The 26,336-nt window shown below is 72.7% G+C and carries 25 protein-coding genes; 14 read left to right on the plus strand and 11 right to left on the minus strand.

What is annotated here, in order from left to right:
* Positions 1 to 3 precede the first annotated feature (3 nt).
* Together HOQ23_RS11165 and HOQ23_RS11170 are read right to left on the minus strand one after the other, a co-directional pair.
* Positions 4 to 1,599, minus strand: coding sequence for a fatty acyl-CoA synthetase (locus tag HOQ23_RS11165; protein ID WP_172214676.1), 1,596 nt, complete (start codon positions 1,597 to 1,599; stop codon positions 4 to 6).
* Between the two features lie 255 nt (positions 1,600 to 1,854).
* A complete protein-coding gene (locus HOQ23_RS11170; protein WP_172214677.1) occupies positions 1,855 to 3,402 on the minus strand; it encodes an acyl-CoA synthetase in 1,548 nt (515 codons plus the stop codon).
* Between the two features lie 180 nt (positions 3,403 to 3,582).
* Here HOQ23_RS11170 and HOQ23_RS11175 point away from each other — a divergent pair, with 180 nt between their 5' ends.
* The 6 genes from HOQ23_RS11175 (at position 3,583) to HOQ23_RS11200 (ending at position 10,009) form a co-directional block, all read left to right on the plus strand.
* On the plus strand, positions 3,583 to 4,779 hold the full coding sequence (locus HOQ23_RS11175) for an acyl-CoA dehydrogenase family protein (RefSeq protein ID WP_172214678.1): 1,197 nt from the start codon (positions 3,583 to 3,585) through the stop codon (positions 4,777 to 4,779).
* Positions 4,758 to 5,957 carry an acyl-CoA dehydrogenase family protein gene (locus HOQ23_RS11180; RefSeq protein ID WP_172214679.1) on the plus strand — a complete coding sequence of 400 codons (1,200 nt, stop codon included), beginning with the start codon at positions 4,758 to 4,760 and terminating at the stop codon, positions 5,955 to 5,957. Before HOQ23_RS11175 ends, HOQ23_RS11180 begins: the two co-directional genes overlap by 22 nt.
* Entirely contained in the window at positions 5,950 to 6,762 is an 813-nt protein-coding gene (locus tag HOQ23_RS11185; RefSeq protein WP_172214680.1) for an enoyl-CoA hydratase/isomerase family protein, read from the plus strand. Before HOQ23_RS11180 ends, HOQ23_RS11185 begins: the two co-directional genes overlap by 8 nt.
* 52 nt (positions 6,763 to 6,814) lie before the next feature.
* Positions 6,815 to 8,407: an ABC transporter substrate-binding protein gene (locus tag HOQ23_RS11190; RefSeq protein WP_172214681.1), complete on the plus strand. Its 1,593-nt coding sequence runs from the start codon at positions 6,815 to 6,817 to the stop codon at positions 8,405 to 8,407.
* A gap of 2 nt (positions 8,408 to 8,409) precedes the next feature.
* The gene (locus HOQ23_RS11195; protein WP_367650461.1) at positions 8,410 to 9,174 is read left to right on the plus strand and encodes an SDR family NAD(P)-dependent oxidoreductase; all 765 of its coding nucleotides are present in this window, start codon (positions 8,410 to 8,412) and stop codon (positions 9,172 to 9,174) included.
* A 214-nt stretch (positions 9,175 to 9,388) separates the two neighbouring features.
* Complete coding sequence (locus HOQ23_RS11200) at positions 9,389 to 10,009, plus strand: bifunctional 2-polyprenyl-6-hydroxyphenol methylase/3-demethylubiquinol 3-O-methyltransferase UbiG (protein WP_172214683.1); 621 nt, start codon at positions 9,389 to 9,391, stop codon at positions 10,007 to 10,009.
* A gap of 159 nt (positions 10,010 to 10,168) precedes the next feature.
* Here the strand turns inward: HOQ23_RS11200 and typA are convergent, their stop codons facing one another.
* Together typA and HOQ23_RS11210 are read right to left on the minus strand one after the other, a co-directional pair.
* The gene (gene typA, locus HOQ23_RS11205) at positions 10,169 to 12,061 is read right to left on the minus strand and encodes a translational GTPase TypA (protein WP_172214684.1); all 1,893 of its coding nucleotides are present in this window, start codon (positions 12,059 to 12,061) and stop codon (positions 10,169 to 10,171) included.
* Positions 12,062 to 12,116: 55 nt separating this feature from the next.
* Entirely contained in the window at positions 12,117 to 12,890 is a 774-nt protein-coding gene (locus HOQ23_RS11210; RefSeq protein ID WP_172214685.1) for an IclR family transcriptional regulator, read from the minus strand.
* 71 nt (positions 12,891 to 12,961) lie between these two features.
* Between HOQ23_RS11210 and HOQ23_RS11215 the strand changes: the two genes are divergently transcribed.
* The 4 genes from HOQ23_RS11215 (at position 12,962) to HOQ23_RS11230 (ending at position 16,837) form a co-directional block, all read left to right on the plus strand.
* Positions 12,962 to 14,617: an acyl-CoA synthetase gene (locus tag HOQ23_RS11215; protein WP_172214686.1), complete on the plus strand. Its 1,656-nt coding sequence runs from the start codon at positions 12,962 to 12,964 to the stop codon at positions 14,615 to 14,617.
* Positions 14,614 to 15,483 (plus strand): enoyl-CoA hydratase, encoded by an 870-nt coding sequence (locus HOQ23_RS11220; protein WP_172214687.1) that lies wholly within the window; start codon positions 14,614 to 14,616, stop codon positions 15,481 to 15,483. The genes HOQ23_RS11215 and HOQ23_RS11220 overlap by 4 nt, the downstream gene beginning before the upstream one ends.
* Before the next feature lie 36 nt (positions 15,484 to 15,519).
* A complete protein-coding gene (locus HOQ23_RS11225) occupies positions 15,520 to 15,741 on the plus strand; it encodes a hypothetical protein (protein ID WP_172214688.1) in 222 nt (73 codons plus the stop codon).
* Positions 15,742 to 16,132: 391 nt separating this feature from the next.
* Entirely contained in the window at positions 16,133 to 16,837 is a 705-nt protein-coding gene (locus tag HOQ23_RS11230) for a phosphatase PAP2 family protein (protein ID WP_172214689.1), read from the plus strand.
* On the opposite strand, the gene HOQ23_RS11235 is transcribed toward HOQ23_RS11230, so the two are convergent.
* A complete protein-coding gene (locus HOQ23_RS11235; RefSeq protein WP_367650462.1) occupies positions 16,785 to 17,549 on the minus strand; it encodes an SDR family NAD(P)-dependent oxidoreductase in 765 nt (254 codons plus the stop codon). The genes HOQ23_RS11230 and HOQ23_RS11235 overlap by 53 nt on opposite strands.
* A gap of 208 nt (positions 17,550 to 17,757) precedes the next feature.
* Here HOQ23_RS11235 and mshA point away from each other — a divergent pair, with 208 nt between their 5' ends.
* Both mshA and HOQ23_RS11245 read left to right on the plus strand, forming a co-directional pair.
* A complete protein-coding gene (gene mshA / locus HOQ23_RS11240) occupies positions 17,758 to 18,990 on the plus strand; it encodes a D-inositol-3-phosphate glycosyltransferase (RefSeq protein WP_172214884.1) in 1,233 nt (410 codons plus the stop codon).
* Positions 18,987 to 19,496 (plus strand): YbjN domain-containing protein, encoded by a 510-nt coding sequence (locus tag HOQ23_RS11245; RefSeq protein ID WP_172214690.1) that lies wholly within the window; start codon positions 18,987 to 18,989, stop codon positions 19,494 to 19,496. The genes mshA and HOQ23_RS11245 overlap by 4 nt, the downstream gene beginning before the upstream one ends.
* Here the strand turns inward: HOQ23_RS11245 and HOQ23_RS11250 are convergent.
* The 3 genes from HOQ23_RS11250 to HOQ23_RS11260 form a co-directional block, all read right to left on the minus strand.
* Positions 19,493 to 20,482: a DMT family transporter gene (locus tag HOQ23_RS11250; RefSeq protein WP_172214691.1), complete on the minus strand. Its 990-nt coding sequence runs from the start codon at positions 20,480 to 20,482 to the stop codon at positions 19,493 to 19,495. The genes HOQ23_RS11245 and HOQ23_RS11250 overlap by 4 nt on opposite strands.
* A gap of 125 nt (positions 20,483 to 20,607) precedes the next feature.
* On the minus strand, positions 20,608 to 21,285 hold the full coding sequence (locus HOQ23_RS11255) for a response regulator transcription factor (protein WP_172214692.1): 678 nt from the start codon (positions 21,283 to 21,285) through the stop codon (positions 20,608 to 20,610).
* Positions 21,282 to 22,430: an ATP-binding protein gene (locus tag HOQ23_RS11260; protein ID WP_172214693.1), complete on the minus strand. Its 1,149-nt coding sequence runs from the start codon at positions 22,428 to 22,430 to the stop codon at positions 21,282 to 21,284. Before HOQ23_RS11260 ends, HOQ23_RS11255 begins: the two co-directional genes overlap by 4 nt.
* 120 nt (positions 22,431 to 22,550) lie before the next feature.
* Between HOQ23_RS11260 and phoU the strand changes: the two genes are divergently transcribed.
* Complete coding sequence (gene phoU, locus HOQ23_RS11265) at positions 22,551 to 23,207, plus strand: phosphate signaling complex protein PhoU (protein ID WP_172214694.1); 657 nt, start codon at positions 22,551 to 22,553, stop codon at positions 23,205 to 23,207.
* 153 nt (positions 23,208 to 23,360) lie between these two features.
* Here the strand turns inward: phoU and HOQ23_RS11270 are convergent, their stop codons facing one another.
* The 3 genes from HOQ23_RS11270 to HOQ23_RS11280 form a co-directional block, all read right to left on the minus strand.
* Positions 23,361 to 24,104: a phosphoglyceromutase gene (locus HOQ23_RS11270; RefSeq protein WP_172214695.1), complete on the minus strand. Its 744-nt coding sequence runs from the start codon at positions 24,102 to 24,104 to the stop codon at positions 23,361 to 23,363.
* Complete coding sequence (locus HOQ23_RS11275; RefSeq protein ID WP_172214696.1) at positions 24,104 to 24,619, minus strand: hypothetical protein; 516 nt, start codon at positions 24,617 to 24,619, stop codon at positions 24,104 to 24,106. Before HOQ23_RS11275 ends, HOQ23_RS11270 begins: the two co-directional genes overlap by 1 nt.
* A gap of 127 nt (positions 24,620 to 24,746) precedes the next feature.
* Positions 24,747 to 25,592 (minus strand): UbiA family prenyltransferase, encoded by an 846-nt coding sequence (locus HOQ23_RS11280; RefSeq protein ID WP_172214697.1) that lies wholly within the window; start codon positions 25,590 to 25,592, stop codon positions 24,747 to 24,749.
* A 221-nt stretch (positions 25,593 to 25,813) separates the two neighbouring features.
* On the opposite strand from HOQ23_RS11280, the gene HOQ23_RS11285 reads away from it, so the two are divergent.
* On the plus strand, positions 25,814 to 26,299 hold the full coding sequence (locus HOQ23_RS11285; RefSeq protein WP_166134120.1) for a CarD family transcriptional regulator: 486 nt from the start codon (positions 25,814 to 25,816) through the stop codon (positions 26,297 to 26,299).
* Positions 26,300 to 26,336 lie beyond the last annotated feature (37 nt).

Raw genomic sequence — 26,336 nt, forward strand, 5'->3', positions numbered from 1 at the left:
GCCTCAGGCGCTCGCCCCGCGCGCCAGGTCGGCGTGCTCCTGACGCAGGGTGCGCTTGACGATCTTGCCCGAGGGGTTCTTGGGCAGGGCGTCGGCGATCACGACGTACTTCGGCGCCTTGTAGTGCGCCAGCACCGTGCGGCTGTGCTCGAGCACCTGCTCGGGGGTGAGGTCCGCTCCCGGCTTCGCTACGACGACCGCGGCCACCGCCTCGACCCAGTGCGGGTGGTCGACGCCGAAGACCGCCACCTCCGCGACGCCGTCGAGGGTGTAGATCGCCTCCTCGACCTCGCGGCTGGCGACGTTCTCCCCGCCGGTCTTGATCATGTCCTTCTTGCGGTCCACGACGTAGAGGTGGCCGGTGTCGTCGACGTAGCCGAGGTCCCCGGAGTGGAACCACCCGCCGCGGAACGCCTCGGCGGTCTTCGCCTCGTCCGCGTGGTAGCCCAGCGTGGCGTGCGGTGAGCGGTGCACGATCTCCCCGACGGTCCCGGTCGGCACCGGTACGTCACGGTCGTCGACGATGCGCGTCTCGACGTTGAGCGCCGCGCGGCCGGCGGACCCGGCGTACGCGATCTGCTCCTCGGGGCCCAGGATCGTGGCGAGCGGCGACATCTCGGTCTGGCCGTAGAAGTTCCACAGCGACACCCCGGGCAGCCGCGACTGGATCTCCTTGAGCACCTCGACCGGCATCGGCGAGGCGCCGTAGTAGCCCTTGCGCAGCGAGCTCAGGTCGGTGGTGTCGAAGTCGGGGTGGCGCAGCAGCGAGATCCACACCGTCGGCGGCGCGAAGAACTTCGTGACCCGCCGCTCGGCGATCGTGCGCAGGATCGCCGCCGGGTCCGGCCCGGGCAGGATCACGCTGGTCGCGCCGAGGTAGACGTCCGGGCCGAGGAAGCAGTCCAGCTGCGCGCAGTGGTAGAGCGGCAGCGTGTGCAGGTCGACGTCGTCGGCGTCCATCCCGCCGTCGAGCGCGCACGAGACGTACTGCCACATCAAGGCCCGGCTGCTCAGCTGCGTGCCCTTCGGTCGCGACTCGGTGCCGGAGGTGTACATCAGCCGCACCGGGTCGTCGTCGTGCACGGCCACCGCCGGGGGAGCGCCGTCGTGGTCGAACCACTCCTGCGCGTCCGCCCAGCCCGCGGGCACCTCCCCGCCACCCAGTCGTACGACGGCCCGCACCGGTACGTCGCCCTCTGCGGCGTCCAGCGCCTCCCGCGCCACCGGCACCAGGGCGTCCTCGACCACGAACCCGCGGGCGCCCGCGTGCTCGAGGATGTAGGCGACCTCGGCGCCGCCCAGCATGAAGTTGACCGGGACCAGCACGACGCCCACCCGGGCGGCGGCGAAGTCGAGGACCGCGAACTGCCAGCAGTTGTGGCACAGCAGCGCCAGCCGGTCGCCCTTCTCGAGCCCGGCTGCGGTGAGGGCGGCCGCCGTACGGTCCACGACGGCGTCGAGCCCGGCGAAGGTGAGCTCGACGGACCCGTCGACGATCGCGGTCTTGGCGGGGAAGCGCTGCGCGGTGCGGCGCGGCAGGTCGCCGAGCGCGTGCTGGCGGGCCTGCTGGACGAGGTCGGAGGTGGCGGGTGCGGTCATCGAGCAGCTCCTGGCACGGTCGTCCCGGGTCCTGTGACCCGGCTCACCGACACAGTACGGCCGCCCCCACCCCGCCGAGTCGGCGCTTGTGGCGCGGCGAGTCGGCCCTTGTGGCGCGGCGAGTCGGCCCTTGTGGCGCGGCGAGTCGGCGCTCGTGGCGCGACCACCCTCGACTCGACCGTCACAAGTCTCGACTCGACCGGTCACGACCCTCGATTCGAGCGTCAGAAGTCTCGACTCAACCGGTTGCCTCCCTCAGGCGGACGCCCCGGCCCGGTCGATCCGCTCCTGGCGCAGCTTGCCGGTCTGCACCTTGCCGGTGGCCAGGCGCGGGATGTCGCGGAACTCCACGACCCGCGGGACCTTGAAGCCGGCGAGGTGGGCGCGGACGTGGTCGCGCAGCTCCTGCACCAGGTCCGGGCCGGCGGCCGCGGGGTCGGTGGGCTGCACGAGCGCGTGGACGTACTCGCCCATCTCCTCGTCGGGCAGCCCGAAGACCACGACGTCGTCGACGGCCGGGTGCATCACCAGGCAGGCCTCGATCTCGGCGGGGTAGATGTTCACGCCGCCGGAGATGATCGTGAACGCCTTGCGGTCGGTCAGGTAGAGGTAGCCGTCGGCGTCGAGGTAGCCCAGGTCGCCGACCGCGGACCAGGTCGGGTGCTCGGGGTGGCGCGACTGGGCGGTCTTCTCCGCGGCGTTGTGGTACTCGAACGGCGTCTTGTCCCGCTCGAAGAACACGGTCCCGGCCTCGCCGGTGGGCAGCTCGCGGCCCGCGTCGTCGCAGATCCGGATCGCGCCGAGCACTGGGCGCCCGACCGAGCCGGGGTGCTCCAGCCACTGCCGGCTGTTGATGAAGGTCATCCCGTTGCCCTCGCTGCCGCCGTAGTACTCATCGACGATCGGGCCGAGCCACTCGATGGTGCGCCGCTTGACCTCCGGCGGGCAGGGCGCGGCGGCGTGCAGGAAGGAGCGCAGGCTGGAGGTGTCGTGGCGCAGCCGCGCCTCGTCGGGCAGCTTGAGCATCCGCACCATCATCGTCGGGACCACCTGGGTGTGGGTGACGCGGTGCTCCTCGACCAGGCGCAGGAACCGCTCGGCGTCGAACTTCGTCATCACCACCACGGTGCCGCCGAGCTCCTGGGTCGCGACCGAGAACTGCAGCGCCGCGGCGTGGTACAGCGGCGCCGGCATCAGGTAGACCGAGTCCGCGCCCATGCCGAGCAGCGGCCCGGTGATCGCCGAGGTCCGCGTCGCCGCGGGGTCGTCGACGCGCAGCCCGCACAGCGGTCGCCGGATGCCCTTGGGTCGCCCGGTGGTGCCGGAGGAGTAGAGCATCACCTCGCCGCGCGGCTCCTCCTCGAGCGGCTCGCCGGACTCCCCGGCGATCGCGTCCTCGTAGGACTCATGGCCCTCGACCGGGCCGTCGAAGGCCAGCCAGGTGGCGCAGCCCGGGACCAGCTCGCGCACGGCGGCGGCGCGCTCGGCCATCGCGGCCGACGTGATCAGCGCGCGGGTGCCGGAGTCCTCCAGGATGTACGCCGCCTCCTCCGCCGTCGCGTGCCGGTTGACGCCGGTGACGTAGAGCCCCGAGCGGATCGCGGCCCAGTAGACCTCGTAGTAGCGCGGGTGGTTCTCGGTCCAGATCGACACCTGGTCGCCGGGGCGCAGTCCGCGGGCGCGCAGCAGCCGGGCCAGCTGGTTGGAGCGCTGCTCCAGCTCGGCGTAGGTGACCACCTCGCCGGTCTCCATCACGACGGCCGGCTTGTCCGGGTGGGCCAGGGCATGCGTTCGGGGGTACATCGGGCTCCTCGTCGTGGCGGTCCGGGTGCCGGGTCGGCGCTCGCAGCAGTCGGATGGGACGAGGTGATTGACACCACCATCCCTCGGGCTGCATGTTGTCCCCATCACATGACTTTGTCTAGTCAAAGTGGCCGCTCCGTTCAGGCGTGTCGGCCGCACACCCCCGAGGAGCCCATCGCGATGACCGCTGCCCCCGAGCCGAGACCGGACACGGACGTGGAGACCCTGCTGCGCGCCCGGGTGGACGCCCTGGTCGCCGAGCACGGTCCCGACTCACCCGACCTGCTCGGTGCGCGGTACGACGCGGGGCTGGCCTTCGTGCACCACCCCGAGGGGCTGGGCGGCCTGGGGATCTCCGCGGTCTGGCAGTCCCGCCTCGAGGAGCTGCTGGTCGCAGCGGGCGTGCCCGCCCCCGCGCCGTACCGCAACCCGCTCGGGACCGGCACCGCCGTGCCGACCCTGCTGGCGCACGGCACCCGCGCGCTCCAGGAGCGCCACTTCCGCCCGGCCTGGACGGCGGAGGAGATCTGGTGCCAGCTCTTCAGCGAGCCCGGCGCCGGCTCCGACCTGGCCGGCCTCGCGACCCGCGCCGTGCTCGACGGCGACACCTGGGTGGTCAACGGTCAGAAGGTGTGGACCTCCTACGCCCACCGTGCCCGCTGGGGCCTGCTGCTCGCCCGCACTGACCCCGAGCTCCCGAAGCACCAGGGCATGACGATGTTCGTCATCGACATGCACGACCCCGGCGTCGAGGTGCGCCCGCTGCGCCAGGCCACCGGCGGCCAGGAGTTCAACGAGGTCTTCCTGAGCGACGTGAGGATCCCCGACTCCGCGCGCCTCGACGCCCGCGGACGCGGCTGGGACGTCGCCCGCACCACGCTGCTCAACGAGCGTGCCGCCCTCGGCGCGCGCCCCGCGCCCCGCGAGGACGGCCACATCGGCTGGCTCGCCCAGCTGTGGCGCGAGCGCCCGGACCTGCGCACCCCGCAGCTGCACGGCCGCGTCGTGGACGCCTGGATCCGGGCCGAGGCGGTGCGCCTCGCCAACGAGCGCATCCGCCAGCTCGCCGCGACCGGCCGCCCCGGGCTCGAGGGCTCCGGCGCGAAGGTCCAGCACGCCGAGACCACCCAGCTCGTCGCCCGGGTCCGCGCACAGCTCGATCCCGAGGCGGCGCTGCGCTACGACGAGTGGGACCCCGACCTCGCCCCGCCCCGCGAGGAGCGGGTCGCCGGCTACCACTACCTGCGCTCGCGCCCGATGAGCATCGAGGGCGGCACCACCCAGATCCTGCTGAGCCAGATCGCCGACCGGGTGCTCGGCCTGCCCCGCGAACCCGCCCTCCCCAAGGAGACGCCATGGCTGGAGATCCCCCGATGAGCGCCCTGTCCCTGATCGAGAGCGAGGACGCCACCGCGCTGGCCGAGCAGGTCCGCGCCGTGGCCCGGGGCTGGACCCCGGGCGCCAGCGCTCCGGACGCCTGGGAGCGGATCGGCGCCCGGCTCGGCGTCGCCGGCCTGCTGGTGCCCGAGGCGTACGGCGGGGCCGGCGCCGGCATGCGCGAGGCGGCCGCCGTCGCCCAGGCGCTCGGTCGCGACCTGGTCACCGTGCCGTACCTGACCAGCGCGGTCACCGCGACCACGGTGCTCACCGGGCTCACCGGGCTCACCGACGGCTCGCCCGCCGCGGCGGACACCCTGGCCGAGCTCGTGGCCGAGCTCGCGGAGGGCGCCGCGGTCGCGACCGTGGTGCTCCCCGCCACCAGCGTGTCCGGGGACCCCGCGGCGCGCCTCGAGGAGCGGGCCGACGGCGCCGCGGTCCTGCACGGCCGGGTCGCCGGCGTGCTCGGCGCGGGGGAGGCCGACCGCCTCGTCGTACCGGTGCGCGACGCCGACGGCCGCTACGCCGTCGCGCTGGTCACCGGCAGCGCTGGCGTCACCGTCACCCGCGAGACCAGCCTCGACGAGACCCGCCCGGTGAGCGTGGTCGAGCTCGACGCCGCCCCGGCGGTCCTGCTCGCCCGCGGCGCCGCGGCGCAGCAGGCGGTACGCCGCGCGATCCGCGCCGCCGTCGTCGCCGTCGCGGCCGAGCAGGTGGGCGCGATGGAGTGGGCCGTCGAGGCGAGCACCGCGCACCTCGGCGTACGACGCCAGTTCGGGCGCGAGCTCGGCAGCTACCAGTCGCTGCGCCACCTGGTGGCGCGGATGTGGATCGACCTCCAGCAGGCCCGCGCGGTCACGCTGCACGCCGCCGCGGCCCTCGACGCCGCGGACGAGCTGCCCGAGGACGAGGTCGACCTGGCGGTCAGCCTGGCCTCGGTCCACGCCCGCGGGCGCGCGCTGTCGTGCCTGGAGGACACCCTCCAGGTGCACGGCGGCATCGGCTTCACCTGGGAGCACCCGCTGCACCGCTACCTCAAGCGCTCCCTCAGCCTGGGCGCGGTGCACGGCACCGCCGACCACCACAGCGACGAGGTCGCCCGGCTGGCGGACCTGCCCGCCCCCGGAGCCCCAGTCGGCGCCGGGGCAGTAGCCGGGGCAGGAGCCAGCCATGTCTGACGTCCTGGTCGAGGAGGCCGAGCCCGGCCACGTGGTGGTCACCCTGAACCGCCCGCAGACCCTGAACGCGATGGCGCTCAGCATGGTCGCCGAGCTCCACGACGTGCTCAGCGAGCTGAACGCCTCGCCCGCGGTGCGCACCGTGGTGCTCACCGGCGCCGGTCGCGGCTTCTGCTCGGGTGCGGAGATCAAGTCCGCCGACGACGCCCGGCGCGACCAGCCGCGCCCGGACCAGAACAAGGTCGCCCACCTGCTCGGCCAGCAGGAGGCGATCGTGAAGGTGCACGAGCTGGTGCACCGGATGCGGGTGCCGGTGATCGCCGCGGTCAACGGCGTCGCGGTCGGCGGCGGCTTCTCCCTCAGCCTGGCCTGCGACATCCGGGTGGCCGCGCGCAGCGCCCGGTTCGGGGCGGTCTTCATCCGGCACGGGATCTCCAACGCCGACATGGGCACCAGCTACTTCCTGCCCCGCCTGGTCGGGGCGTCCCGCGCGGCCGAGCTGATGCTCACCGGGCGGGTCTTCGACGCCGAGGAGGCCCGCGACCTGGGCCTGGTCGTCGACGTCGTCGACGACGGCACGGTGGTCGACCGGGCGCTGGCCACGGCCCGCCAGGTCGCGGAGAACTCCGCGCTCGGGGTGTGGATGACCAAGGAGACGATGTGGCAGACCATCGACGCGCCGTCGCTGCGCCACGCCCTCGACATGGAGAACCGCACGCAGATCATGTGCGTCGGCAGCGGCGAGCTCGAGCGCGCCTTCGCCGGCTTCAAGGACGGTGGCCGGCCGGAGTGGTCGCGCCTGTGAGTGACGGATCGCGCTCGCGGGTTGCCGCGCGCGCCACGGAGATGGGACGCAGATGAGACGACGTACGGGGACGCTCCTCGCCGGCCTGGTGGCCGCCAGCCTGGTGCTGGCCGGCTGCGGTGGCACCGACACCGAGGAGAAGCAGGACACGGGTGCGCCCGCGGAGTTCGCGAACGGCTTCGTGGTGGAGCCCGACGACTCCGGCGAGCCGACCCGGGGCGGTCGGCTCGAGGTGGTGACCTACTCCGAGGCGCGGGTCCTCGACCCGGTGCAGACGATCGCCAACGGCAGCAGCGGCGGCACCGAGATGGCGGCCGTCTTCGACCTGCTGGTGCGCTACGACCAGGACTCCGAGACCTACGTGCCGCAGCTGGCCGAGGGCCTGGAGGCCAACGAGGCCCAGGACGAGTGGACGCTCACCCTGCGCGACGGCGTCACCTTCAGCGACGGCACGCCGCTCGATGCGGACGCCGTCGTGTGGAGCCTGGACCGCTACGTGGAGAAGGGCGGGGGACAGGTCTCCTTCCTGACCCACGCCGTACGGTCCTGGACGGCGAGCGACGCGCGCACCGTGCGCTTCGAGCTGACCCGGCCGTGGGCCGACTTCGGCTACCTGCTGTCCACCGGGCCCGGCATGGTGGTGGGCAAGGGCTCCGACCAGGGGGAGCGGTTCACCCCGATCGGCGCCGGCCCCTACGTGCAGGAGCGGTACACGCCGCAGGAGGAGCTGCTCCTCACCGCCCGCGAGGACTACTGGGGCGGCGAGCCGCCGCTGGAGTCGCTGCGGTTCTTCCCGATCTCCGCGGAGTCCGGCCGCCTCGACGTGCTGCGCAACGGCGAGGCCGACATGGCCTACCTGCGTGAGGCGCCGACCGCCAAGGAGGCGCTCGAGGACGGGTACGGCGGGTTCATGGAGATCGGCAGCATCTCGCGCGGCCTGCTGCTCAACCACCGCGAGGGCAGCGCCACCGAGGACGTCCGGATCCGCCAGGCGCTGATGCACGCGCTCGACGTCGACGTGATCAACCAGCGCACCGCCGAGGGCGTGGGCCTGGTGTCCACCGGCATCCTCAACGACCTCTCCCGCTGGGACCTCGAGGCCGAGCCGCTGGAGCACGACGTGGAGAAGGCCAAGGAGCTCGTCGAGGCCGCGAAGGCCGACGGCTTCGACGGCACCATCAGCTTCAAGGGCGTCGCGAAGGTGTCGGAGACGATGGGCGTCACCCTGCAGGGCCTGCTCAGCGAGGTCGGCCTCGAGGTCTCCCTCGACTACGTGCCCTCGGTGACCGACCTGGTCAACGACATCTACGTCACCAACGACTTCGACATGGTGATCTGGAGCTTCGGGATGCCCGACCGGGCGGTCTACCCCGAGCTCTACGAGAAGGTGCACAGCAGCGCCCGGGGCAACTCCGGCGCCTCCTCCGACCCCGAGCTGGACCGGCTGATCGAGGAGCTCGGCGCCGCGGGCAGCCCCGACGAGCAGCAGGGCGTGCTGGAGCAGATCCAGGAGCAGTGGAACGAGACCGTGCCCTACGCGCCGCTCGGCGCCACCCCGGAGTGGAACGCCTGGGGCGAGGACGTCCACGGCATCGTGCCGAGCATCGACAGCATCATGCTGCTCGGCGGGGCCTGGAAGGCGTGAGCGTGAGCGAGCACGACGAGGCACTGCTCGGTGGCCAGGTCGCGCTCGTGACCGGGGCCGGCAGCGGGCTGGGGCGCGCGTTCGCGCTGTCCCTGGCCCGCGCCGGCGCCGCGGTCGCGGTGTGCGGACGGCGCCGGGAGCCGCTGGACGAGGTGGTCGCGGAGATCGGGGCGGCCGGTGGCAAGGCGCTCGCCGTGACGCTCGACGTACGCGACCCGGCGGCGGTCGTGGCCGCGGTGGACCGCGCCGAGGAGGTGCTGGGCGGGCTGGACATCGTGGTCAACAACGCCGGTATCCCGGACGCCCGCCGCGCGCACAAGATGCCGCTGGAGCTGGTCGACGCGGTGCTGGAGACCAACCTGCGTGGGCCGTGGCTGCTCGCGACCGAGGCGGGCCGGCGCTGGATCGCGACCGGGCGCCCGGGTCGGATCGTCAACGTGTCCTCCATGTCCGGCTACTACACCGCCGGCAACGCCGCCGCGCTCTACTCGGTCACCAAGGCCGGGCTGAACCGGATGACCGAGGCGCTGGCGATGGAGTGGGCGCGCTACCCGATCAACGTCAACGGCATCGCGCCCGGCTCCTTCCACTCCGAGATGATGGACGGCCTGATCTCCCGCGTCGGCGACATGTCGGAGTCCTTCCCGCGCAAGCGGATGGGCCACGGCGCCGACCTCGAGGGCACCCTGCTCTACCTGGTCTCCCCGGTCTCGGAGTTCGTCACCGGCACCGTCATCAAGGTCGACGACGGCCAGCTTCCCCGCTGACCCCCGCCTTCGCCGAGTCGGCCCGTGTGGCGCGCCGAGTCGGCTCTTGTGGTGCGGCGAGTCGAGACTTCTGACGGTCGAGTCGAGACCTCTGACCGGTCGAGTCGAGAGTTCTGACGGTCGCGCTCGGCTTCGCCTCGTCGTACGGCGTGACGTCTCGACTCGACCGAGGGGGCAGTGCGGCCCGGTCGCACGGGGCGGCGAGGATGGGGACATGACCGAGCAGTCCAGCCCCCGTCCCCGTTGGTTCACCGACACCAAGGACGGCCACTCGCAGTGGTACGTCGAGCGCTTCCGCGCCCTGGCCGCCGAGGGCGCCGACCTGGCGGGGGAGGCTCGCTTCGTCGACGCGATGGTCGAGCGCGGGGCGCGGATCCTCGACGCCGGGTGCGGAGCCGGCCGGCTCTCCGGCGAGCTCGCTGCCCGCGGCCACACCGTGGTCGGACTGGACGCGGACCCGGTGCTGATCGAGGCCGCCCGCGTCGACCACCCCGGGCCGACGTACGGCGTCGTCGACCTCAGCGAGCTGGAGCTCGCCGACGTGGGCGGAGAGCCGGTCGACCTCGTGGTCTGCGCGGGCAACGTGATGGTGTTCCTCGCGCCGGGCACCGAGCGCCGGGTGCTCGCCAACCTCTGCGCGGTGGTCCGGCCAGGCGGCCGCGTCGTGGTCGGCTTCCGCCGCGACGAGGCCTACCCCTTCGAGCGGTACGACGCCGACCTGGCCGACCTCGCCCGCGAGGGGGTGGCGCGGGTCGAGCAGCGCTTCGCCACCTGGCACCTGGACCCGTTCACCGACGAGTCCGACTTCGCCGTCACGGTGCTGCGCGTGGGCTGACCCGGGGGGTGACGGGGTGTCGCGCCCCTCGTCGTACGACAGAGGTCTCGACTCGACCGGTCGAAACTCTCGACTCGACCCTCAGAAGTCTCGATTCAACGACGAAGGGCCCGCCCCGCAGCCGAAGCTGCGGGACGGGCCCTTCGTTGTCGTGCGGGGTCAGGCCTTGTTGGCCTTGCGGGCGCGGGAGGCGGTCTTGGCGCGCTCGCCGGCGTCCAGGACGACCTTGCGGATGCGCACGGCGTCCGGGGTGACCTCGACGCACTCGTCCTCGCGGCAGAACTCCAGGCACTGCTCGAGGGAGAGCTTGCGCGGCGGGATCAGCTTCTCGAAGTTGTCGGAGGTGGCGGACCGGATGTTGGTCTGCTGCTTCTCCTTGGTGATGTTGACGTCCATGTCGTCGGCGCGGGAGTTCTCGCCGACGATCATGCCCTCGTAGACCTCGGTCGTCGGCTCGACGAACAGGGTGCCGCGCTCCTGCAGCGAGGTCATGGCGTACGCCGTGGCCGCACCCTTGCGGTCCGCCACCAGCGAGCCGTTGTTGCGCGAGCGGATCTCGCCGGCCCAGCGGTCGTAGCCCTCGGAGATGTGGTGGGCGATGCCGGTGCCGCGGGTCTCGGTGAGGAACTCGGTGCGGAAGCCGATCAGGCCGCGCGCCGGGACGATGAACTCCATGCGGACCCAGCCGGTGCCGTGGTTGGTCATGCCCTCCATGCGGCCCTTGCGGGCGGCGAGCAGCTCGGTGATCGCGCCGAGGTGCTCCTCGGGGGCGTCGATGGTCAGGCGCTCGATCGGCTCGTGGATCTTGCCGTCGATCTCCTTGGTGACCACCTGCGGCTTGCCGACGGTGAGCTCGTAGCCCTCGCGGCGCATCTGCTCCACGAGGATCGCGAGCGCCAGCTCGCCACGGCCCTGGACCTCCCAGGCGTCGGGGCGCTCGGTCGGGAGGACCTTGAGCGACACGTTGCCGATGAGCTCGGCGTCGAGGCGGTCCTTGACCAGGCGGGCGGTGACCTTGGAGCCCTTCACCTTGCCGACCAGCGGGCTGGTGTTGGTGCCGATGGTCATCGAGATCGCCGGCTCGTCGACGTGGATGAGCGGCAGCGCGACCGGGTTCTCCGGGTCGGCCAGCGTCTCGCCGATCATGATCTCGGGGATGCCGGCGATCGCGACGATGTCGCCGGGGCCGGCGGTCTCGCCCGGCTTGCGGTCCAGGCCCTCGGTGATCAGCAGCTCGGTGATCTTGACGTTCTTGACGGTGCCGTCGCGGCGCATCCAGGCCACGGTCTGGCCCTTGCGCAGGGTGCCCTCGTGGATGCGGACCAGCGCGAGGCGGCCGAGGAACGGCGAGGCGTCGAGGTTGGTGACGTGCGCCTGCAGCGGCGCGCCCTCGGTGTAGGTCGGCGCCGGGATCGTGTCGATGATCGTCTTGAAGAGCGGCTCGAGGTCCTTGCCATCGGGCAGGGTGGCGTTCTCGGGCTTCTCGAGGCTCGCGATGCCGGCCTTGCCGGAGGCGTAGACGACCGGGAAGTCCAGGGCGTCCTGGCCGTGGGTGTCGTCGAGCAGGTCCATGAACAGCTCGTAGGTCTCGTCGACGACCTCGGAGATCCGGGCGTCGCCACGGTCGACCTTGTTGACGACCAGGACGACGGGCATCTTGGCGTTGAGCGCCTTGCGCAGCACGAAGCGCGTCTGCGGCAGCGGGCCCTCGGAGGCGTCCACGAGCAGCACGATGCCGTCGACCATCGACAGGCCGCGCTCGACCTCGCCACCGAAGTCGGCGTGGCCGGGGGTGTCGATGATGTTGATCGTCATGCCCTCGGGGGCCGACGCGCCGTTGTAGTGGATCGCGGTGTTCTTCGCGAGGATGGTGATGCCCTTCTCGCGCTCGAGGTCGCCGGAGTCCATCACGCGGTCGGCGACGCTCTCGGCCTCGTGCTCGGAGAAGGCGCCCGCCTGGCGGAGCATCGCATCGACCAGCGTGGTCTTGCCGTGGTCGACGTGCGCGACGATCGCAACGTTGCGCAGGTTGGCGGACTTGGTCTCAGACATCAGGTGGGGAGTCACTTCCGATCGGGGCGAGGGACCCAGAAGGGCCGCGCCGATCTTAAAGCCCCGAGGTGAATCGCTCCGCATCGTGGCGTACGTCGAGAAGGCGCCGGGAGGTGATCCGCACCGCGCGCGCGAGCATCGGCACGAACCGCTCGACGGGTGCGCTGCGTCCGGGCAGCCCCACCGAGATCGCCCCCACCGGGCCGTCCGGGCCGACGATCGCGGCGCCCACCCCGCGCAGGTCCCAGGGCATGTCGTCGCTGGTGATCGCCAGCCCGCGGCGCTGCCGGATGGCGTGCAGGCGCCGGTGCAGGTCGCTGCTGGCCCGGCCGCCGGCGAGCAGCCGGTCGACCTGCTCGGGGGCGAGCGCGGCGAGCATCGCGCGGCCGGCGACTGCGTCCTCGGCGCGGTAGCGGGTGCCGACGGCGGACGGGATGTCGGAGCCCGCGAGCCCGCCCACCTTGTCCAGCACCTCCACGCTGCCGCCCTCGAGCACGGTGAGGTGGACGACCGCGGACGTCGCGGCGTGCAGCTCGTGGAGCGCGCCGGCCGCGGCGGCGCGCAGCGGCACGCTGCTCTGCACCCGCCGCCCGAGCCGGTGCGCGCGCGGCCCGAGGGCGTAGCCGTGCGGGCCGTGCTCCAGCCAGCGCATCCGGGTCAGCTCCGCCAGCAGCCGGTACGACGTGGAGCGCGGCAGTCCGGCCCGCGCGGCGACCTCCTCCAGCAGCAGGTGGTCCGGGCCGGTCGCGAACGCGTCGAGGACCAGGGTCAGGCGCTCGACCATGCCGGGGCGGCTCGGGGCGGGAGTCCGCGCCTCGGCCTCGTCCATCGGCTCCTCCAGGTTCCAGCCAGCGGGACCGAGTGTGACACAGTGCACAACCCGCCACGAGCGTCCGCGGCATGGCACTTCACATCGCCGACCTCGTCGAGCACGCCGTGGACGTCGTCCCCGACCGGCTGGCGCTGGTCGCCGGGCAGACCCGGCTCACCTACGCCGAGCTCGAGGCCGCCGCGAACCGGTTCGCCCACCACCTGCTCGAGGCGGGGATCGGGCCGGGCGACCACGTCGGGCTGATGGCGCGCAACACCGCCGAGCACGTGGTGGCGATGCTCGGCTGCTTCAAGGCGCGCGCGGTGCCGATCAACGTCAACTACCGCTACGTCGAGGCCGAGCTGGACCACCTCGTGGGTGACTCGGGGATGGTCGCGCTGGTCCACGAGGCCCGCTACTCCCCGGTGCTGGACGGCGTGGTCCCCGGCCACGAGCGGCTGCGCCACGTGGTCGTCCTCCCCGACGGCACCGAGCCCCGGCCCACGGCGTACCGCTGGACCGCCTGGGCGGACGCGGTCGAGGGCCGCTCGCCGGAGCGCGACTTCGGCCCGCGCAGCCCCGACGACGTCTACATCGTCTACACCGGCGGCACCACCGGCTACCCGAAGGGCGTGATGTGGCGCCACGAGGACGTGTGGCGCACCCTCGGCGGCGGCCTGGACTTCGTCACCGGCGCGCCGATCGAGGAGCACGACCAGTCCCGTGCCGCGCTCGCCGGCCCGCACCTGGTCTGCCTGCACCTCGGCCCGGTCATGCACGCCAACGGCCAGTGGGGGATGCTGCTGCGCTTCTTCGGCGGTCACACCAACGTGCTGCTCGCGAAGTTCGACCCGGCGCAGGTCTGGGCCACCGTCGAGGCCGAGCGGGTCAACACGCTCTCCCTCATCGGCGACGCGATGGCGCGCCCGCTCATCGAGGAGCACGAGCGCGGCCGGTACGACGCCTCCTCCCTGGCCACCGTGACCAGTGCGGCCGCGATCTTCTCGGTGGAGGTCAAGGAGCGCTGGCTGCACGCGCTGCCCGACGTGGTGGTGCTCGACGTCATCGGCTCCTCCGAGACCGGCATGACCGGCAACGGCCGGATCCGGACCGAGACCCTCGCCGACAAGGGCAGCCTGGTCGAGGTCGGGCCGGAGACGGTCGTGATCGACGAGGAGGACCGGGTCCTCGACCTGGACGCCGACGTGGGCGCGACCGGCCGGATGGCGCGGCGCGGCAGCATCCCGCTGGGCTACCTCGGCGACCCCGAGAAGACCGCGCGGGTCTTCCGCACCATCGACGGCGTGCGGCACGCGGTGCCCGGCGACTACGTGCAGATCGAGCCCGGGCGCCGCCTGACCCTGCTCGGCCGCGGCTCGGGGTGCATCAACACGGGCGGCGAGAAGGTCTATCCCGAGGAGGTCGAGGTCGCGCTCAAGTCGCACCCGGCCGTGTTCGACGCGATCGTCCTGGGCCTGCCGGACCCGACCTACGGCCAGCAGGTCGCCGCGCTGCTCCAGCCGCGCCCCGGGGCCGCGCTCGACGTCGAGGACGTGCGCCGCCACCTGCGCACCCGGCTCTCCGGCTACAAGGTCCCGCGCACCGTGCACGTCGTCGCCGAGGTCCCGCGCCACGTCACCGGCAAGGCCGACCACCGCCGGGCCCGCGACCTTGCGGACTCCCTCGCTGCCCCCGCGGCTGCCTCCCGGACCGGCGCCGACCGCGGCGCGGAGGTCGGCTCGTGACCTCCTTCGCCGAGGTGGACCGCCCCTCGCCCGGGGTGGCGGTCGTGACGCTGAACCGCCCGGAGCGGATGAACGCGATGGCCTTCGACGTGATGGTCCCCGTGCGCGACCGGCTCGTGGAGCTCGGGCGCGACAACACCGTCCGCGCGGTGGTCCTCACCGGCGCGGGGGCGGCGTTCTGCTCCGGGGCCGACCAGGAGTCCGCGGGACGCCCGCCGTACGCCGCCGGCCTGCCGCGCCCGGCGTACGCCCTGCGCTCGCTGGAGATGCTCGAGGACGTCGTGGGCACGCTGCGCCGGCTGCACCAGCCCGTGATCGCGGCCGTGAACGGTGCGGCGATCGGCGGCGGGCTGTGCCTGGCGCTGGCCTGCGACCTGCGGATCGCCGGGAGCACGGCGTACTTCCGCGCCGCGGGGATCAACAACGGCCTCACCGCCAGCGAGCTCGGGCTCAGCTACCTCCTGCCGCGCGCGGTGGGCTTCAGCCACGCGGCCGACCTGATGTTCACCGGTCGCGACGTGGACGCGGCCGAGGCCGGGAGGATCGGGCTGGTCTCCCGGGTGGTCGACCCGGTGGTCGCCGAGGCGGTGGCGATCGGCGAGCGGATCGCTGCGCTCTCCCAGCCGGGCATCGAGCTCACCAAGCGGACGCTGCACGCCGGGATCGCCGCGGGTTCCCTGGAGAGCCACATGCCGGTGGAGGGGATCGGCCAGCTCTACCTGCGGCTGCTGACCGACAACTTCGAGGAGGCGACCCGGGCGCGCAAGGCCGGTCGCCCCGCCCGGTTCAGCGACGACCGGTCCAGCGACGACCGGGCCGTCGGTCCGGCGGGCGGGCCAGGTGTCCGCGACGGGGCGGGCGGGTAACGACGCGGAAACGTCCCCGACCGAGAGCGAGACCCCGTGGCGACCTACGACTCCAACCTCCAGGCGGCAGTGGACGCGACGTCCATGGTCAGGGACGCGGGCGAGACGGACCTGCTGACCTACCTGCGCGAGCAGCTCGCCGACCGCGACATCGAGACCAACGACACCGCCTGGCTCGAGCGGACCGTCGAGCGGATCCGCGAGAACCCCAACTACATGATCGAGGACGAGCCGGAGGACTACCGGCCGAAGGGGTGAGGCGCGTCGGCCTCCCACCGGCGAACGCCTACCCGTTTGCCCTCGCCCGTTCGGGTTATCGAGTCTCATCGGCCTCGACCGAGGCCCCGGAGAAGGAGCTCACCTGTGAACACTCGCACCATTGCAGTCCTGGCGCTGGTCCTCGTCGTGGTCGTGCTGCTGATCCTGCTGCTCTGAGCGCGCTGGCGGCGCCGCGTGTCCGCCTCCCCGCCGTACGGCGGGGGAGCGGGCCGGCGTCACGTCCGGGCGATCCTCGCGGGAGGGGCCCCTTGAGGGAGCGGGATTTTCCCCGCGACACTGGAATCGGTTCACGCCGAGGGGGCGCCGACTGGCACAATTCAGGGTGGTGAGTACCGACATCCGCGTCCCTCGGTCTGCCGTCGCGCTCCAAGTGCTGCGACCGGCAGCGCTGGAGGTTGTCTCCGTACTGGTCCTGTTCGCCGTCTACAACGTCGGACGGGTGATCGCCACCGGCCGGGTCGCCTCGGCAGACGACAACGCCCTGGCCATCCTGCGCTTCCAGACCGCGCTCCAGTTGCCGGACGAGGCGTCGATGCAGTCGTGGGCGCTCGGCGTGCACCACTTCGTCGGGCTCGCCGACCGCTACTACCTGCTGCACTTCCCGGTCACGATCGCGGTGCTGGTCTACCTCTACGTGCGGCGCCGAGATGTCTACTACTGGGCCAAGCGGGCGCTGGTGCTGGCCACCGCCGCCGGGATGGTGATCCACATCGTCTGGCCGGTGACCCCGCCGCGGCTGCTCGAGGCCTCCGGCATGGTCGACACCGGGCAGAGGGCCGGCACCAGCGTCTACGGCGGCTCGCCGTTCGCCGGCCTCGCCAACGAGTACGCCGCGATGCCGAGCCTGCACGTCGGCTGGGCGCTCCTGCTGGCGATCGTGCTGATGAGCATCACGCCGGGCAGGTGGCGGGCGCTGTGGCTGCTGCACCCGTTGTTCACCACCGTGACGGTCGTCGTGACCGCCAACCACTACCTCCTCGACGCCGCCGCCGGCGCGCTGCTCGTGATCGCCGGGCTCTGGCTCAGCCGACCCGGTGGACCTTGTGCTGTGCGGCCTGGGCGCGGGGGCGGATGACCAGCTCGTCGATGTTGACGTGCGGCGGCCGGGTGATCATCCAGCCGATCGCGTCCGCGACGTCCTCGGCGACCAGCGGCTCGGCCACCCCGGCGTAGACCGCGTCCGCGCGCTCCTGGTCGCCCCCGAAGCGCACCAGGGAGAACTCCTCGGTGTGCACCATCCCGGGAGCGATCTCCATGACCCGCACCGGCTGGTCGAACAGCTCCAGGCGCAGGGTCTCGGTGACCACCTTGGTGCCGTGCTTGGCGGCGGTGTAGCCCGCCCCGCCCTCGTACGCCGTGCGCCCGGCGGTGGAGCCGACGTTGAGGATCGCGCCCGCGCCGCTCGCGATCAGCGCCGGCAGCAGCGCCCGGGTGACCTGCATCAGGCCGACCACGTTGATCTCGTACATCCGGCGCCACTCGTCGCTGTCGGCCTCCGCGACCGGGCGCATGCCGAAGGCACCTCCGGCGTTGTTGACCAGCGCGTCGAGGCGCCCACCGACCCGCTCGGCGAGCGCGGCGACGGCGTCGGTGTCGGTCACGTCGCACACCACGGCGGTGCCGCCGATCTCGGCGGCCAACGCCTCGATCCGCTCGGCGCGGCGGGCGGCGCAGAAGACGTGGTAGCCGGCGGCGGCCAGGGTGCGCGCGGTCGCGGCGCCGATGCCGCTGCTGGCCCCGGTGACGACGGCGGTGCGGGTCTGGGGGGTGTTCTCCGAAGTGCTCACGGCGCCATTGTGCAGTAGATCTGTCGACTTCGCGCGATCCCGGCGGGTGATCTCGAAGGGTGGTGCCGATGCCGGAGGGGCGCGCGGTTCCCGGATCATGGACACGCCGGGAATCTGCGGGCGGTCTCGGGCGTTCGCCCCGATGGACCGCTGACCCCGAGGAAGGACAGGCGTGGAGGACACTCGCGACGACATCAGGCGCGTGGCGATGATCAGCCTGCACACCTCGCCGCTGGACCAGCCCGGCATCGGTGACGCGGGTGGGATGAACGTCTACGTCATCGAGCTCGCCCGCCGGCTGGCCCACCAGGGCGTCGAGGTCGACATCTTCACCCGGGCCACGAGCTCGGCACTGCCGCAGGTCGTCCCCGCCGGCGACGGGATCGCCGTGCACCACGTGCCGGCAGGTCCCTTCGAGGGCCTCACCAAGGCCGAGCTGCCCGCCCAGCTGTGCGTGTTCGCGCGCGAGGTGATGCGTGCCGAGGCCGCGCAGCCGCTCGGCCACTACGACGCCGTGCACTCCCACTACTGGCTCTCCGGGCAGGTCGGCGCGCTCGCCCGCGACCGCTGGGGCGTCCCGCTGGTGCACTCGATGCACACGATGGCGAAGGTCAAGAACGACGCCCTCGCGACGGGGGACACCCCCGAGCCGATGGCCCGGATCATCGGCGAGGAGCAGGTCGTGGCCGCGGCCGACATGCTGATCGCGAACACCGACCTCGAGGCCAAGCAGCTGATCAATCTCTACGACGCCGACCCGGGCCGGGTCGAGGTCGTCCACCCCGGCGTCGACCTCGGTGTCTTCCGCCCGCTGGACCGCGCCGCGACCCGCCGCGAGCTCGACCTGCCGGCCGACGCGCACGTGCTGCTCTTCGCGGGGCGCATCCAGCCGCTCAAGGCCCCCGACGTGCTGCTGCGCGCGGTCGCGGTGATGCTCGAGCGCTCGCCCGGCCTGCGCTCGCGGCTGATCGTCCCGGTCGTCGGCGGTCCCTCCGGCACCGGCCTGGAGCGCCCCGAGTCGCTCGCCGCGCTGGCCCGCGACCTGGGCATCGCCGACGTCGTCCGCTTCGTCCCGCCGGTCACCCAGCCCGAGCTGGCCCGCTGGTACGCCGCCGCGACCGCCGTCGCCGTCCCGTCGTACAACGAGTCCTTCGGGCTGGTCGCCGCCGAGGCGCAGGCTACCGGCACCCCCGTGGTCGCCGCGGCCGTCGGCGGCCTCACCACCGTCGTGCGCGACCGGCACAGCGGCCTGCTCGTGGACGGCCACGACGCCGGGCGCTGGGCCGACGCGCTCTCGCAGGTGCTCGGCGAGGACCTGCGGGTCCGCCTCGAGGCCGGCGCCCTGGAGCAGGCCCGGGAGTTCTCCTGGGAGGCCACCGCGAGCCGCACCCTCGAGGTCTACCGCCGCGCGGGCGCGCTGATGCGCGAGCCGGTCCGGTGAGCGCCGACGACGCGGCCGCGGTCGTCCGCGAGCACCTCACTGCCTCCGGCCTGGAGTACGACGAGGACCGCCCCGGGTTCTTCTCCTTCGCCCTCCCGGGCGAGAAGAAGCTCCAGACCGCGGTGCGGCTCGACGTCGGCGAGCACGCGCTCGGCGTGCACGCCTTCGTGTGCCGGCGCCCCGACGAGAACCACGAGCGCGTCTACCGCTGGCTGCTGGAGCGCAACCTGCGCCTGTACGCCGTGTCCTTCGCCCTCGACACCCACGGCGACATCTACCTCGACGCGCGCCTCCCGCTCGCCGCGGTCAGCCCCGAGGAGCTCGACCGGGTGCTCGGGGCGGTGCTCAGCGCCGCCGACGACTCCTTCAACACCATCCTCGAGCTCGGCTTCGCCTCCTCGATCCGCAAGGAGTGGGAGTGGCGCAAGCTGCGAGGCGAGCCCACCCACAACCTCGAGGCCTTCCGCGGCTGGCTCGAGGCCGGCGAGGAGCCGAGCCAGAACTAGGCCGGGCCCGACTCCGGCGCGGCCTCGCGAGGCACCCGGGTCGCGCGCGGCTTGCGCCGGGCGACCGCGACCCCGACCAGGGCGAGCGCGCCGCCGGCGTACGCCATCGCGGGCGGCGACTCGGAGAGGAACAGCAGCCCCATCACGATGGTCAGCGGCGGCACCAGGTAGGTCGTGACGCCGAGGTTGCTCGCGCTCATGTGCGACAGCGCGTAGGCGTAGGTGGTGAACGCGATCGCGGTGGGGAAGACGCCGAGGTAGACCACCCACAGCGTCGAGCCGAGCGGCGCGTCGGCGACCTCGGTGAGGAGGTTGCCGGCGAAGGGCAGGCACGCCACCGCGCCGACGGTGCACGCCAGCCAGGTCACGTGCAGGCCGGACAGGCGGGCGACCAGCGGCTTCTGCAGCACCAGGCTGATCGCGTAGACGACCGCGGCGAGCAGGCACAGCAGCACGCCGACCAGGTCCCGCTCGCCACCCTCGGAGGAGGACAGGCTGATCAGCGCGACCCCGGCGAAGGCGAGGGCCAGGCCGAGGCCGAGGTACGCCGTGAACCGCTCGCCGAGGAACATCGCGGCGAGCAGCGCGATCAGCACCGGCGCGACCTGGATCAGCATCGCCGCGGTGCCCGCGTCGACGCGGTGCTCGCCCTCGTTGAGCGCGACGTTGTAGATGCCGAACCACAGCACGCCGATCGCGACGATCGAGACCCACTCGCGCCGCGTGGGCCGCGGCAGGCCCTGCGGCAGCGCCACCGCTGCCAGCACCAGCGCCCCGACGAGCAGGCGTCCCAGCGACAGCGCGCCGGGGGAGAAGTCGTCGGCCAGGTGGCGGATCGCCACGAACGCCGAGGCCCAGCACAACAGGGTCACCGCCACCGCGGCCAGCGGCAGCCAGCCCGGCGCCGCGGTGGCCGAGGCCGTCGTACGACGCGGGGCGGGGGCGGGGGATCCGGGGCCGGTGGCGCCGTGGAGAGGGGTTCGCACCGATCGATCCTAGGAACCCCGGGCTCCGCCCCGCACGCGGTTTCCGGACGCGGCAGCGCGGGATCCGGCCAGGTGGGCGCCGCCGCCCGCATGACGCCGGCCTCGGCGCCCGGGCCGGCCGAGGCCTACAGCTCCAGCTTGTAGCCCAGCCCGCGCACGGTGACCAGGTAGCGGGGGTCGCTCGGGTCCGGCTCGAGCTTGCTGCGCAGCCGCTTGACGTGGACGTCGAGGGTCTTGGTGTCGCCGACGTAGTCCGAGCCCCACACCCGGTCGATCAGCTGGCCGCGGGTGAGCACCCGGCCGGGGTTGCGCAGGAACATCTCCAGCAGCTCGAACTCCTTCAGCGGCAGCCGCTGCTCCTGGCCGTCCACGGTGACGATGTGGCGCTCGACGTCCATGCGCACCGGCCCGGCCTCCAGCGTGGCCGGGGCGGCCTCGGGCTCCTGGCCGCGGCGCAGGACGGCGCGGATCCGGGCGACGAGCTCGCGGGGGGAGTACGGCTTGGTGACGTAGTCGTCGGCGCCGAGCTCGAGCCCGACCACCTTGTCGACCTCGTCGTCCTTGGCGCTGACCATGATCACCGGGACGTTGGAGGTGGCCCGGATCTGGCGGCACACCTCCGTGCCGGGCAGGCCGGGCAGCATCAGGTCGAGCAGCACGATGTCCGCGCCGTTGCGGTCGAACTCGGTGAGGGCGGCGTGGCCGTCGGCGGCGACCGCGACCTCGAAGCCCTCCTTGCGCAGCATGTAGGCGAGTGCCTCGCTGTAGCTCTCTTCGTCCTCGACGACGAGTACCCGGCTCACGGGCGGTCCTCCTGCTTCATCTCGGCACCGAAGTGCTGGGGGAGCGTCAGGGTGAAGGTGGAGCCCTGGCCCTCGATGGACCACACCCGGACCTCCCCTCCGTGTGTGGCGGCGACGTGCTTGACGATGGACAGGCCGAGCCCGGTGCCGCCGGTGGAGCGGTGGCGCGCGGGGTCGACACGGTAGAAGCGCTCGAAGATCCGGTCGATCTCGTGCGAGGGGATGCCGATGCCCTGGTCGACGACCGAGACCTCGACGGTGCCGTCCTCGGTGGCCTTGCGCCCGACGACCACGGAGGAGTCGGGCTCGGAGTAGGCGATGGCGTTGGCGACCAGGTTGGTGACCGCGGCGGTGACCTGCTCGTGGCTGCCGAAGACCTGCAGGCCCGGCGTACCGCGGGTGTGCACCCGGATGCCGCGGGACTCCGCGTCGATCTTGCTGGTGTCGACCGCGGCGTTGACGACGTCGTCGAGGTCGACCACCGACGGCGCCTCGAGCGGGTCGTCGGCCTGGAGGCGGGAGAGCTCGATGATCTGCTGGACCAGCGCGGTGAGCCGATCGCTCTCGGTGAGCATCCGCGAGGCGAAGCGGACCACGGCCTCGGGGTCGTCGGAGGCCTCGGCGACCGCCTCGGAGAGCAGCCGGATCGCGCCGACCGGCGTCTTCAGCTCGTGGCTGACGTTGGCGACGAAGTCGCGGCGAACCGCCTCGACGCGCCGCTCGCGGGTGCGGTCCTCGACGAGCGCCAGCACCAGCCGGGGGCTCAGCGGGGCGACCCGCGCGGTCACGTGCCGTACCGGCGCCCCGCGCCGCTCGATGACCAGCTCGGTGTCGCGGATCTCGCCGTCGCGGCGCACCTGGCGCACCATCTCGGCGAGGTCGTCGGAGGCCAGTCGGTGCCCGCGCACCAGCCCGAGGGCGTACGCCGGGGCGGAGGCCTTCAGCACCACGTCGGCCTCGTCGACCACGACCGCGCTGCTGCGCAGCACCGAGAGCACGGTGGCGACGCCCGGCGGGACCAGCGGCTCCTCGGCGGGGGTCACCCGGCGCTGCTGGCGGTCGCTGATGTGCCAGGCGAGCACGGCGCCTCCGGCGACGATGGCCCCCATGACGGCGGCGAGGAACGCCTGGGTCGTTGGGTCCACGGGTCAAGGGTACGGCGAGCCGCGACCGCCCCGCGCCGCGAACGCCCCGGCTTCGCAACGTTCACCTGTCGTTCACGAGGTCACCCCGAGAGGTCACCTCCAGTGGCTACGGTCGCCCTCATGCGTGATGTCTTCAACGACCAGCTCGACCAGATGATCGGCGACCTCGCCAGCATCTGCGACGACGTGCGGACCGCGGTGCACGACGCCACCGTGGCCCTCCTGACCGGGGACGCCGCCGTCGCGGAGCGGGTGATCAGTGCCGACGAGGCGATCGACGCCGCCCGCGAACGGGTGGAGGAGACGGCGTTCTCCCTCCTGCTGCTCCAGCAGCCGGTCGCCCGCGACCTGCGCACCATCGTGTCCGCGCTGCGGATGGTGAGCGAGCTCGAGCGGATGGGCGACCTCTCGGTGCACGTCGCGAAGGTGGCGCGCCTGCGGGTCCCGCACGTCGCGGTCCCCGACGACGTGCGCCCCACCATCGAGCGGATGGCCGAGGTCGCCGAGACGATGGTCAGCGAGGTACGCCGGGTGATCGCCCGCCGCGACGTCGCCGCCGCCATCGCGCTGGGCCGCGCCGACGAGGAGATGGACCAGCTGCGCCGGCGCAGCTTCACCCAGCTGCTCTCCGAGGACTGGCCGCACGGCGTCGAGGCGGCCGTCGACCTGGCCCTGCTGGGCCGCTACTACGAGCGCATCGCCGACCACGCGGTCTCCATCGCCCACCGCGTCGTCTTCGTCGTCACCGGTGAGGACCCGCGCTCGGTCGAGGTGTGAGCGCGGGGCGGCCCGGAGTGGTCGCTCGACGCGTGGACCACCCCGAAATGGCCGGTAGTTCATGACGTTAGGGAGTGTGGAGAACGTTATCCACAGTCCCTAACGTCACGAACTACCTCGCGGTGTCGTGCGCGCCCGGAGAGCGTCGCTGGGTCAGCGACCCTGGTTCGCCACCGCCGCGGCGGCCTCGGCGGCCGCCGCGGGGTCGAGGTAGACGCCACCGGGCACCGTCGGGTTCAGGTCGTCGTCGAGCTCGTAGCGCAGCGGCATGCCGGTGGGGATGTTCAGCCCGGCGATGTCCTCGTCGCTGATGCCGTCGAGGTGCTTGACCAGCGCACGCAGGCTGTTGCCGTGCGCGGCGATCAGGACGGTGCGGCCGGCGCGCAGGTCGGGGACGACCTCGCTCTCCCAGTACGGCAGGAAGCGCGCGATGACGTCCTTGAGGCACTCGGTGCGCGGCATCTCGGCGCCGAGGTCGGCGTAGCGCGGGTCGCCGACCTGGGAGTACTCGTCGGCGTCGTCGAGCGGCGGGGGAGGCGTGTCGAAGGATCGGCGCCAGAGCATGAACTGCTCCTCGCCGTACTGGTCCTTGACCTGCTTCTTGTCCTTGCCCTGGAGCGCGCCGTAGTGGCGCTCGTTGAGGCGCCAGGAGCGCTTCACCGGGATCCAGTGGCGGTCACAGGCGTCCAGCGCGATCGCGGCGGTGGTGATCGCGCGGCGCTGCAGCGAGGTGTGGACGATGTCGGGCAGCAGACCGGCCTCGCGCAGCAGCACGCCGCCGCGCTCGGCCTCGCCGCGACCCTTGTCGGTCAGGGCCACGTCGACCCAGCCGGTGAAGAGGTTCTTGGCGTTCCACTCGCTCTCGCCGTGGCGCAGCAGGATCAGCGTGGCGGCCATCAGTGCTCGCCCTCGCTGTGCCCGGCCTCCGGGAACTCGCAGGAGTAGGCCTCGGCCAGCTCCTCGTCGGAGGCGCCGTCCTTGACGGAGGTGTCCGCACCCTCGAAGGCGTCGCAGTTGGTCATGACGGGGATGTCGAGCTCGACCGTCTCGCCCTGGTCGAACTCCAGCTGCAGGGTGACGTGGCCACCCGCGGCGACGTCGCCGTCGAGGTGGACGTCCTCGTCGGCGAGGTTGACGTAGCCGCGCGCCGGGATCTCGAGGTTCTGGGGACCCTTGACGTCGACGCCCTCGCCGTTGATCGAGACCAGGGTGCGGGGCTCGTCGGGGTCGTTGTTCGACAGGCCGGCGACGAAGGTGCCGCGACCGGGCTGGGAGGCGACGACCACGGCGCCGACGACGTCCACGGTCTCGTCGCGGTTGTTGGTGCCGGCGGCCGGGGTGTAGACCCGGTCGGTCGCGTAGTCGAACCCGCACGAGCTGAGGACGGGGACGGCCAGCACGGTGGCGCTCACGGCGAGTGTGAGCTTGCGGCGCAGGTGCATTCTGATGCCTTCGTGGTCGAGCGGGCAGAACGTCCACAGCCTAGCGCCCGTGAAACCCCCGGCTCGGCCGGGTCGGCCCCCGGCGGACCGGGGTGGTTCAGCGGCTCAGCCCGACCTGCACCCCGGCCACGCACAGACCGCCCAGGACGAGCAGCAGGTAGATCGTGGTGACGGTGAGCAGCCGTGAGGCGCCCAGGCGCAGGCCCAGGCGCAGCGGCAGCGAGCGCCAGCCGTCGGCGTTGTCCGGCACCAGGCCCCACACGGCGCGCAGCACGTGCACCCCGATCCCCAGGAACGCCGCGAGGACCACCATCACGGGCTCGGGGGCCGAGCCGGTGTCGGCCCCGCCCCACCCGCCGTAGGAGAGGTACGCCGGGTACAGCGCGAAGGAGGCCGCCCAGGGCAGCCAGGACAGCAGCCCGCGGCGCAGCGCCAGGTTGCCGACCATGCCGATCGCGAGCGAGGCGAGGTAGCACAGCCCCGCGGTCACCCCCGTGGCCACCGACAGCGGTACGACGAGGAGCACGGCGCACAGCAGCGCGAACCACGCGGTCCCGGGGTCGAGCAGCCCCTGGGCGATCGGCTTGCCGGGCAGGTCGTGGCGCCGGTCCCGGTCCCGGTCGACGAGGTCGTTGTGCCAGCCGAGGATGCACTGGCCGACCAGGACGGTCGCGAACACGACGCCCACCTCGCGGCCGGGTCGTCCGGCGACCGCGGCGGCGAGCGCGACCCCGGCCGCGGTGAGCAGCGCCTGCTTGCCGTGCGCGGCGCGCAGCAGGAGCAGCGGCACCGCGTCGGCGACCCGGCGCCGGCGCGGCTGCGTCGGGCCTTCGGGGGCGGGTGGGTCGACCGGGAAGGGGAAGGCGGGCGGGACGGGTGCGGGACCGGTGTCGCCCGCCTCGACCACCGTCGTACGCCGGCGCCAGGGCATGGGTTTCGCCATGCCCGGCAGTATCGGTCACGGGGGGTGCGAGGAGGTGTAACTACCGCTTTCACCAGCGGTTTTCCTGGTTTCGTCCCAACCCACGAGATGGTCTCCACCACACTCCCCAGCGGCCTGTCAAGCCTCCAACTGGGTGCTCTGGTGCCCTGACCTGCGGAAACGTCTCGGAGGCGGGGGCTGACACGTGTTAGACTGGTTCCCTAGGAAGGGGAACCTGACATATGTCTTTCACCGTCGGCGAAACGGTCGTCTATCCGAATCATGGGGCCGCGGTCATCGAGAACATCGAGACCCGCAAGATCAAGGGAGAGGACCGGGAGTACCTCGTCCTGCGCATCGTTGCGCAGCAGGACTTGGTCGTCCGTGTCCCGGCCGACAACCTCGACCTCGTCGGGGTTCGCGACGTCGTCGACAAGGAGGGCCTCGACCGCGTGTTCGACGTCCTTCGGGCCGCCCAGGTCGAGGAGCCGACCAACTGGTCGCGTCGCTACAAGGCGAACCTCGAGAAGCTGCACAGCGGCGACGTCATGAAGGTCGCCGAGGTCGTGCGCGACCTGTGGCGCCGCGAGCGGGACCGCGGCCTGTCGGCCGGCGAGAAGCGGATGCTGGCCAAGGCGCGCCAGATCCTCGTCTCCGAGCTGGCCCTGGCCGAGCGGACCAACGAGGACAAGGCCGAGGCCATCCTCGACGAGGTGCTCGCCTCCTGATCCACCCTGCCTGCTGAGCCGTACGGCGCGGGCACGA

Origin of the sequence: Nocardioides sp. zg-DK7169 (assembly GCF_013155365.1) — a bacterium.
Lineage (GTDB): Bacteria > Actinomycetota > Actinomycetes > Propionibacteriales > Nocardioidaceae > Nocardioides.

Coding starts and splice junctions, on each gene's coding strand:
- HOQ23_RS11165 (WP_172214676.1), bottom strand. CDS start 1,599: ATGACCGCACCCGCCACCTCCGACCTCGTCCAGCAGGCCCGCCAGCAC.
- HOQ23_RS11210 (WP_172214685.1), bottom strand. CDS start 12,890: ATGGACGAGGCCGAGGCGCGGACTCCCGCCCCGAGCCGCCCCGGCATG.
- typA (WP_172214684.1), bottom strand. CDS start 12,061: ATGTCTGAGACCAAGTCCGCCAACCTGCGCAACGTTGCGATCGTCGCG.
- HOQ23_RS11190 (WP_172214681.1), top strand. CDS start 6,815: ATGAGACGACGTACGGGGACGCTCCTCGCCGGCCTGGTGGCCGCCAGC.
- HOQ23_RS11185 (WP_172214680.1), top strand. CDS start 5,950: ATGTCTGACGTCCTGGTCGAGGAGGCCGAGCCCGGCCACGTGGTGGTC.
- HOQ23_RS11200 (WP_172214683.1), top strand. CDS start 9,389: ATGACCGAGCAGTCCAGCCCCCGTCCCCGTTGGTTCACCGACACCAAG.
- HOQ23_RS11280 (WP_172214697.1), bottom strand. CDS start 25,592: ATGGCGAAACCCATGCCCTGGCGCCGGCGTACGACGGTGGTCGAGGCG.
- HOQ23_RS11215 (WP_172214686.1), top strand. CDS start 12,962: ATGGCACTTCACATCGCCGACCTCGTCGAGCACGCCGTGGACGTCGTC.
- HOQ23_RS11285 (WP_166134120.1), top strand. CDS start 25,814: ATGTCTTTCACCGTCGGCGAAACGGTCGTCTATCCGAATCATGGGGCC.
- mshA (WP_172214884.1), top strand. CDS start 17,758: ATGATCAGCCTGCACACCTCGCCGCTGGACCAGCCCGGCATCGGTGAC.
- HOQ23_RS11170 (WP_172214677.1), bottom strand. CDS start 3,402: ATGTACCCCCGAACGCATGCCCTGGCCCACCCGGACAAGCCGGCCGTC.
- HOQ23_RS11175 (WP_172214678.1), top strand. CDS start 3,583: ATGACCGCTGCCCCCGAGCCGAGACCGGACACGGACGTGGAGACCCTG.
- phoU (WP_172214694.1), top strand. CDS start 22,551: ATGCGTGATGTCTTCAACGACCAGCTCGACCAGATGATCGGCGACCTC.
- HOQ23_RS11180 (WP_172214679.1), top strand. CDS start 4,758: ATGGCTGGAGATCCCCCGATGAGCGCCCTGTCCCTGATCGAGAGCGAG.
- HOQ23_RS11270 (WP_172214695.1), bottom strand. CDS start 24,104: ATGGCCGCCACGCTGATCCTGCTGCGCCACGGCGAGAGCGAGTGGAAC.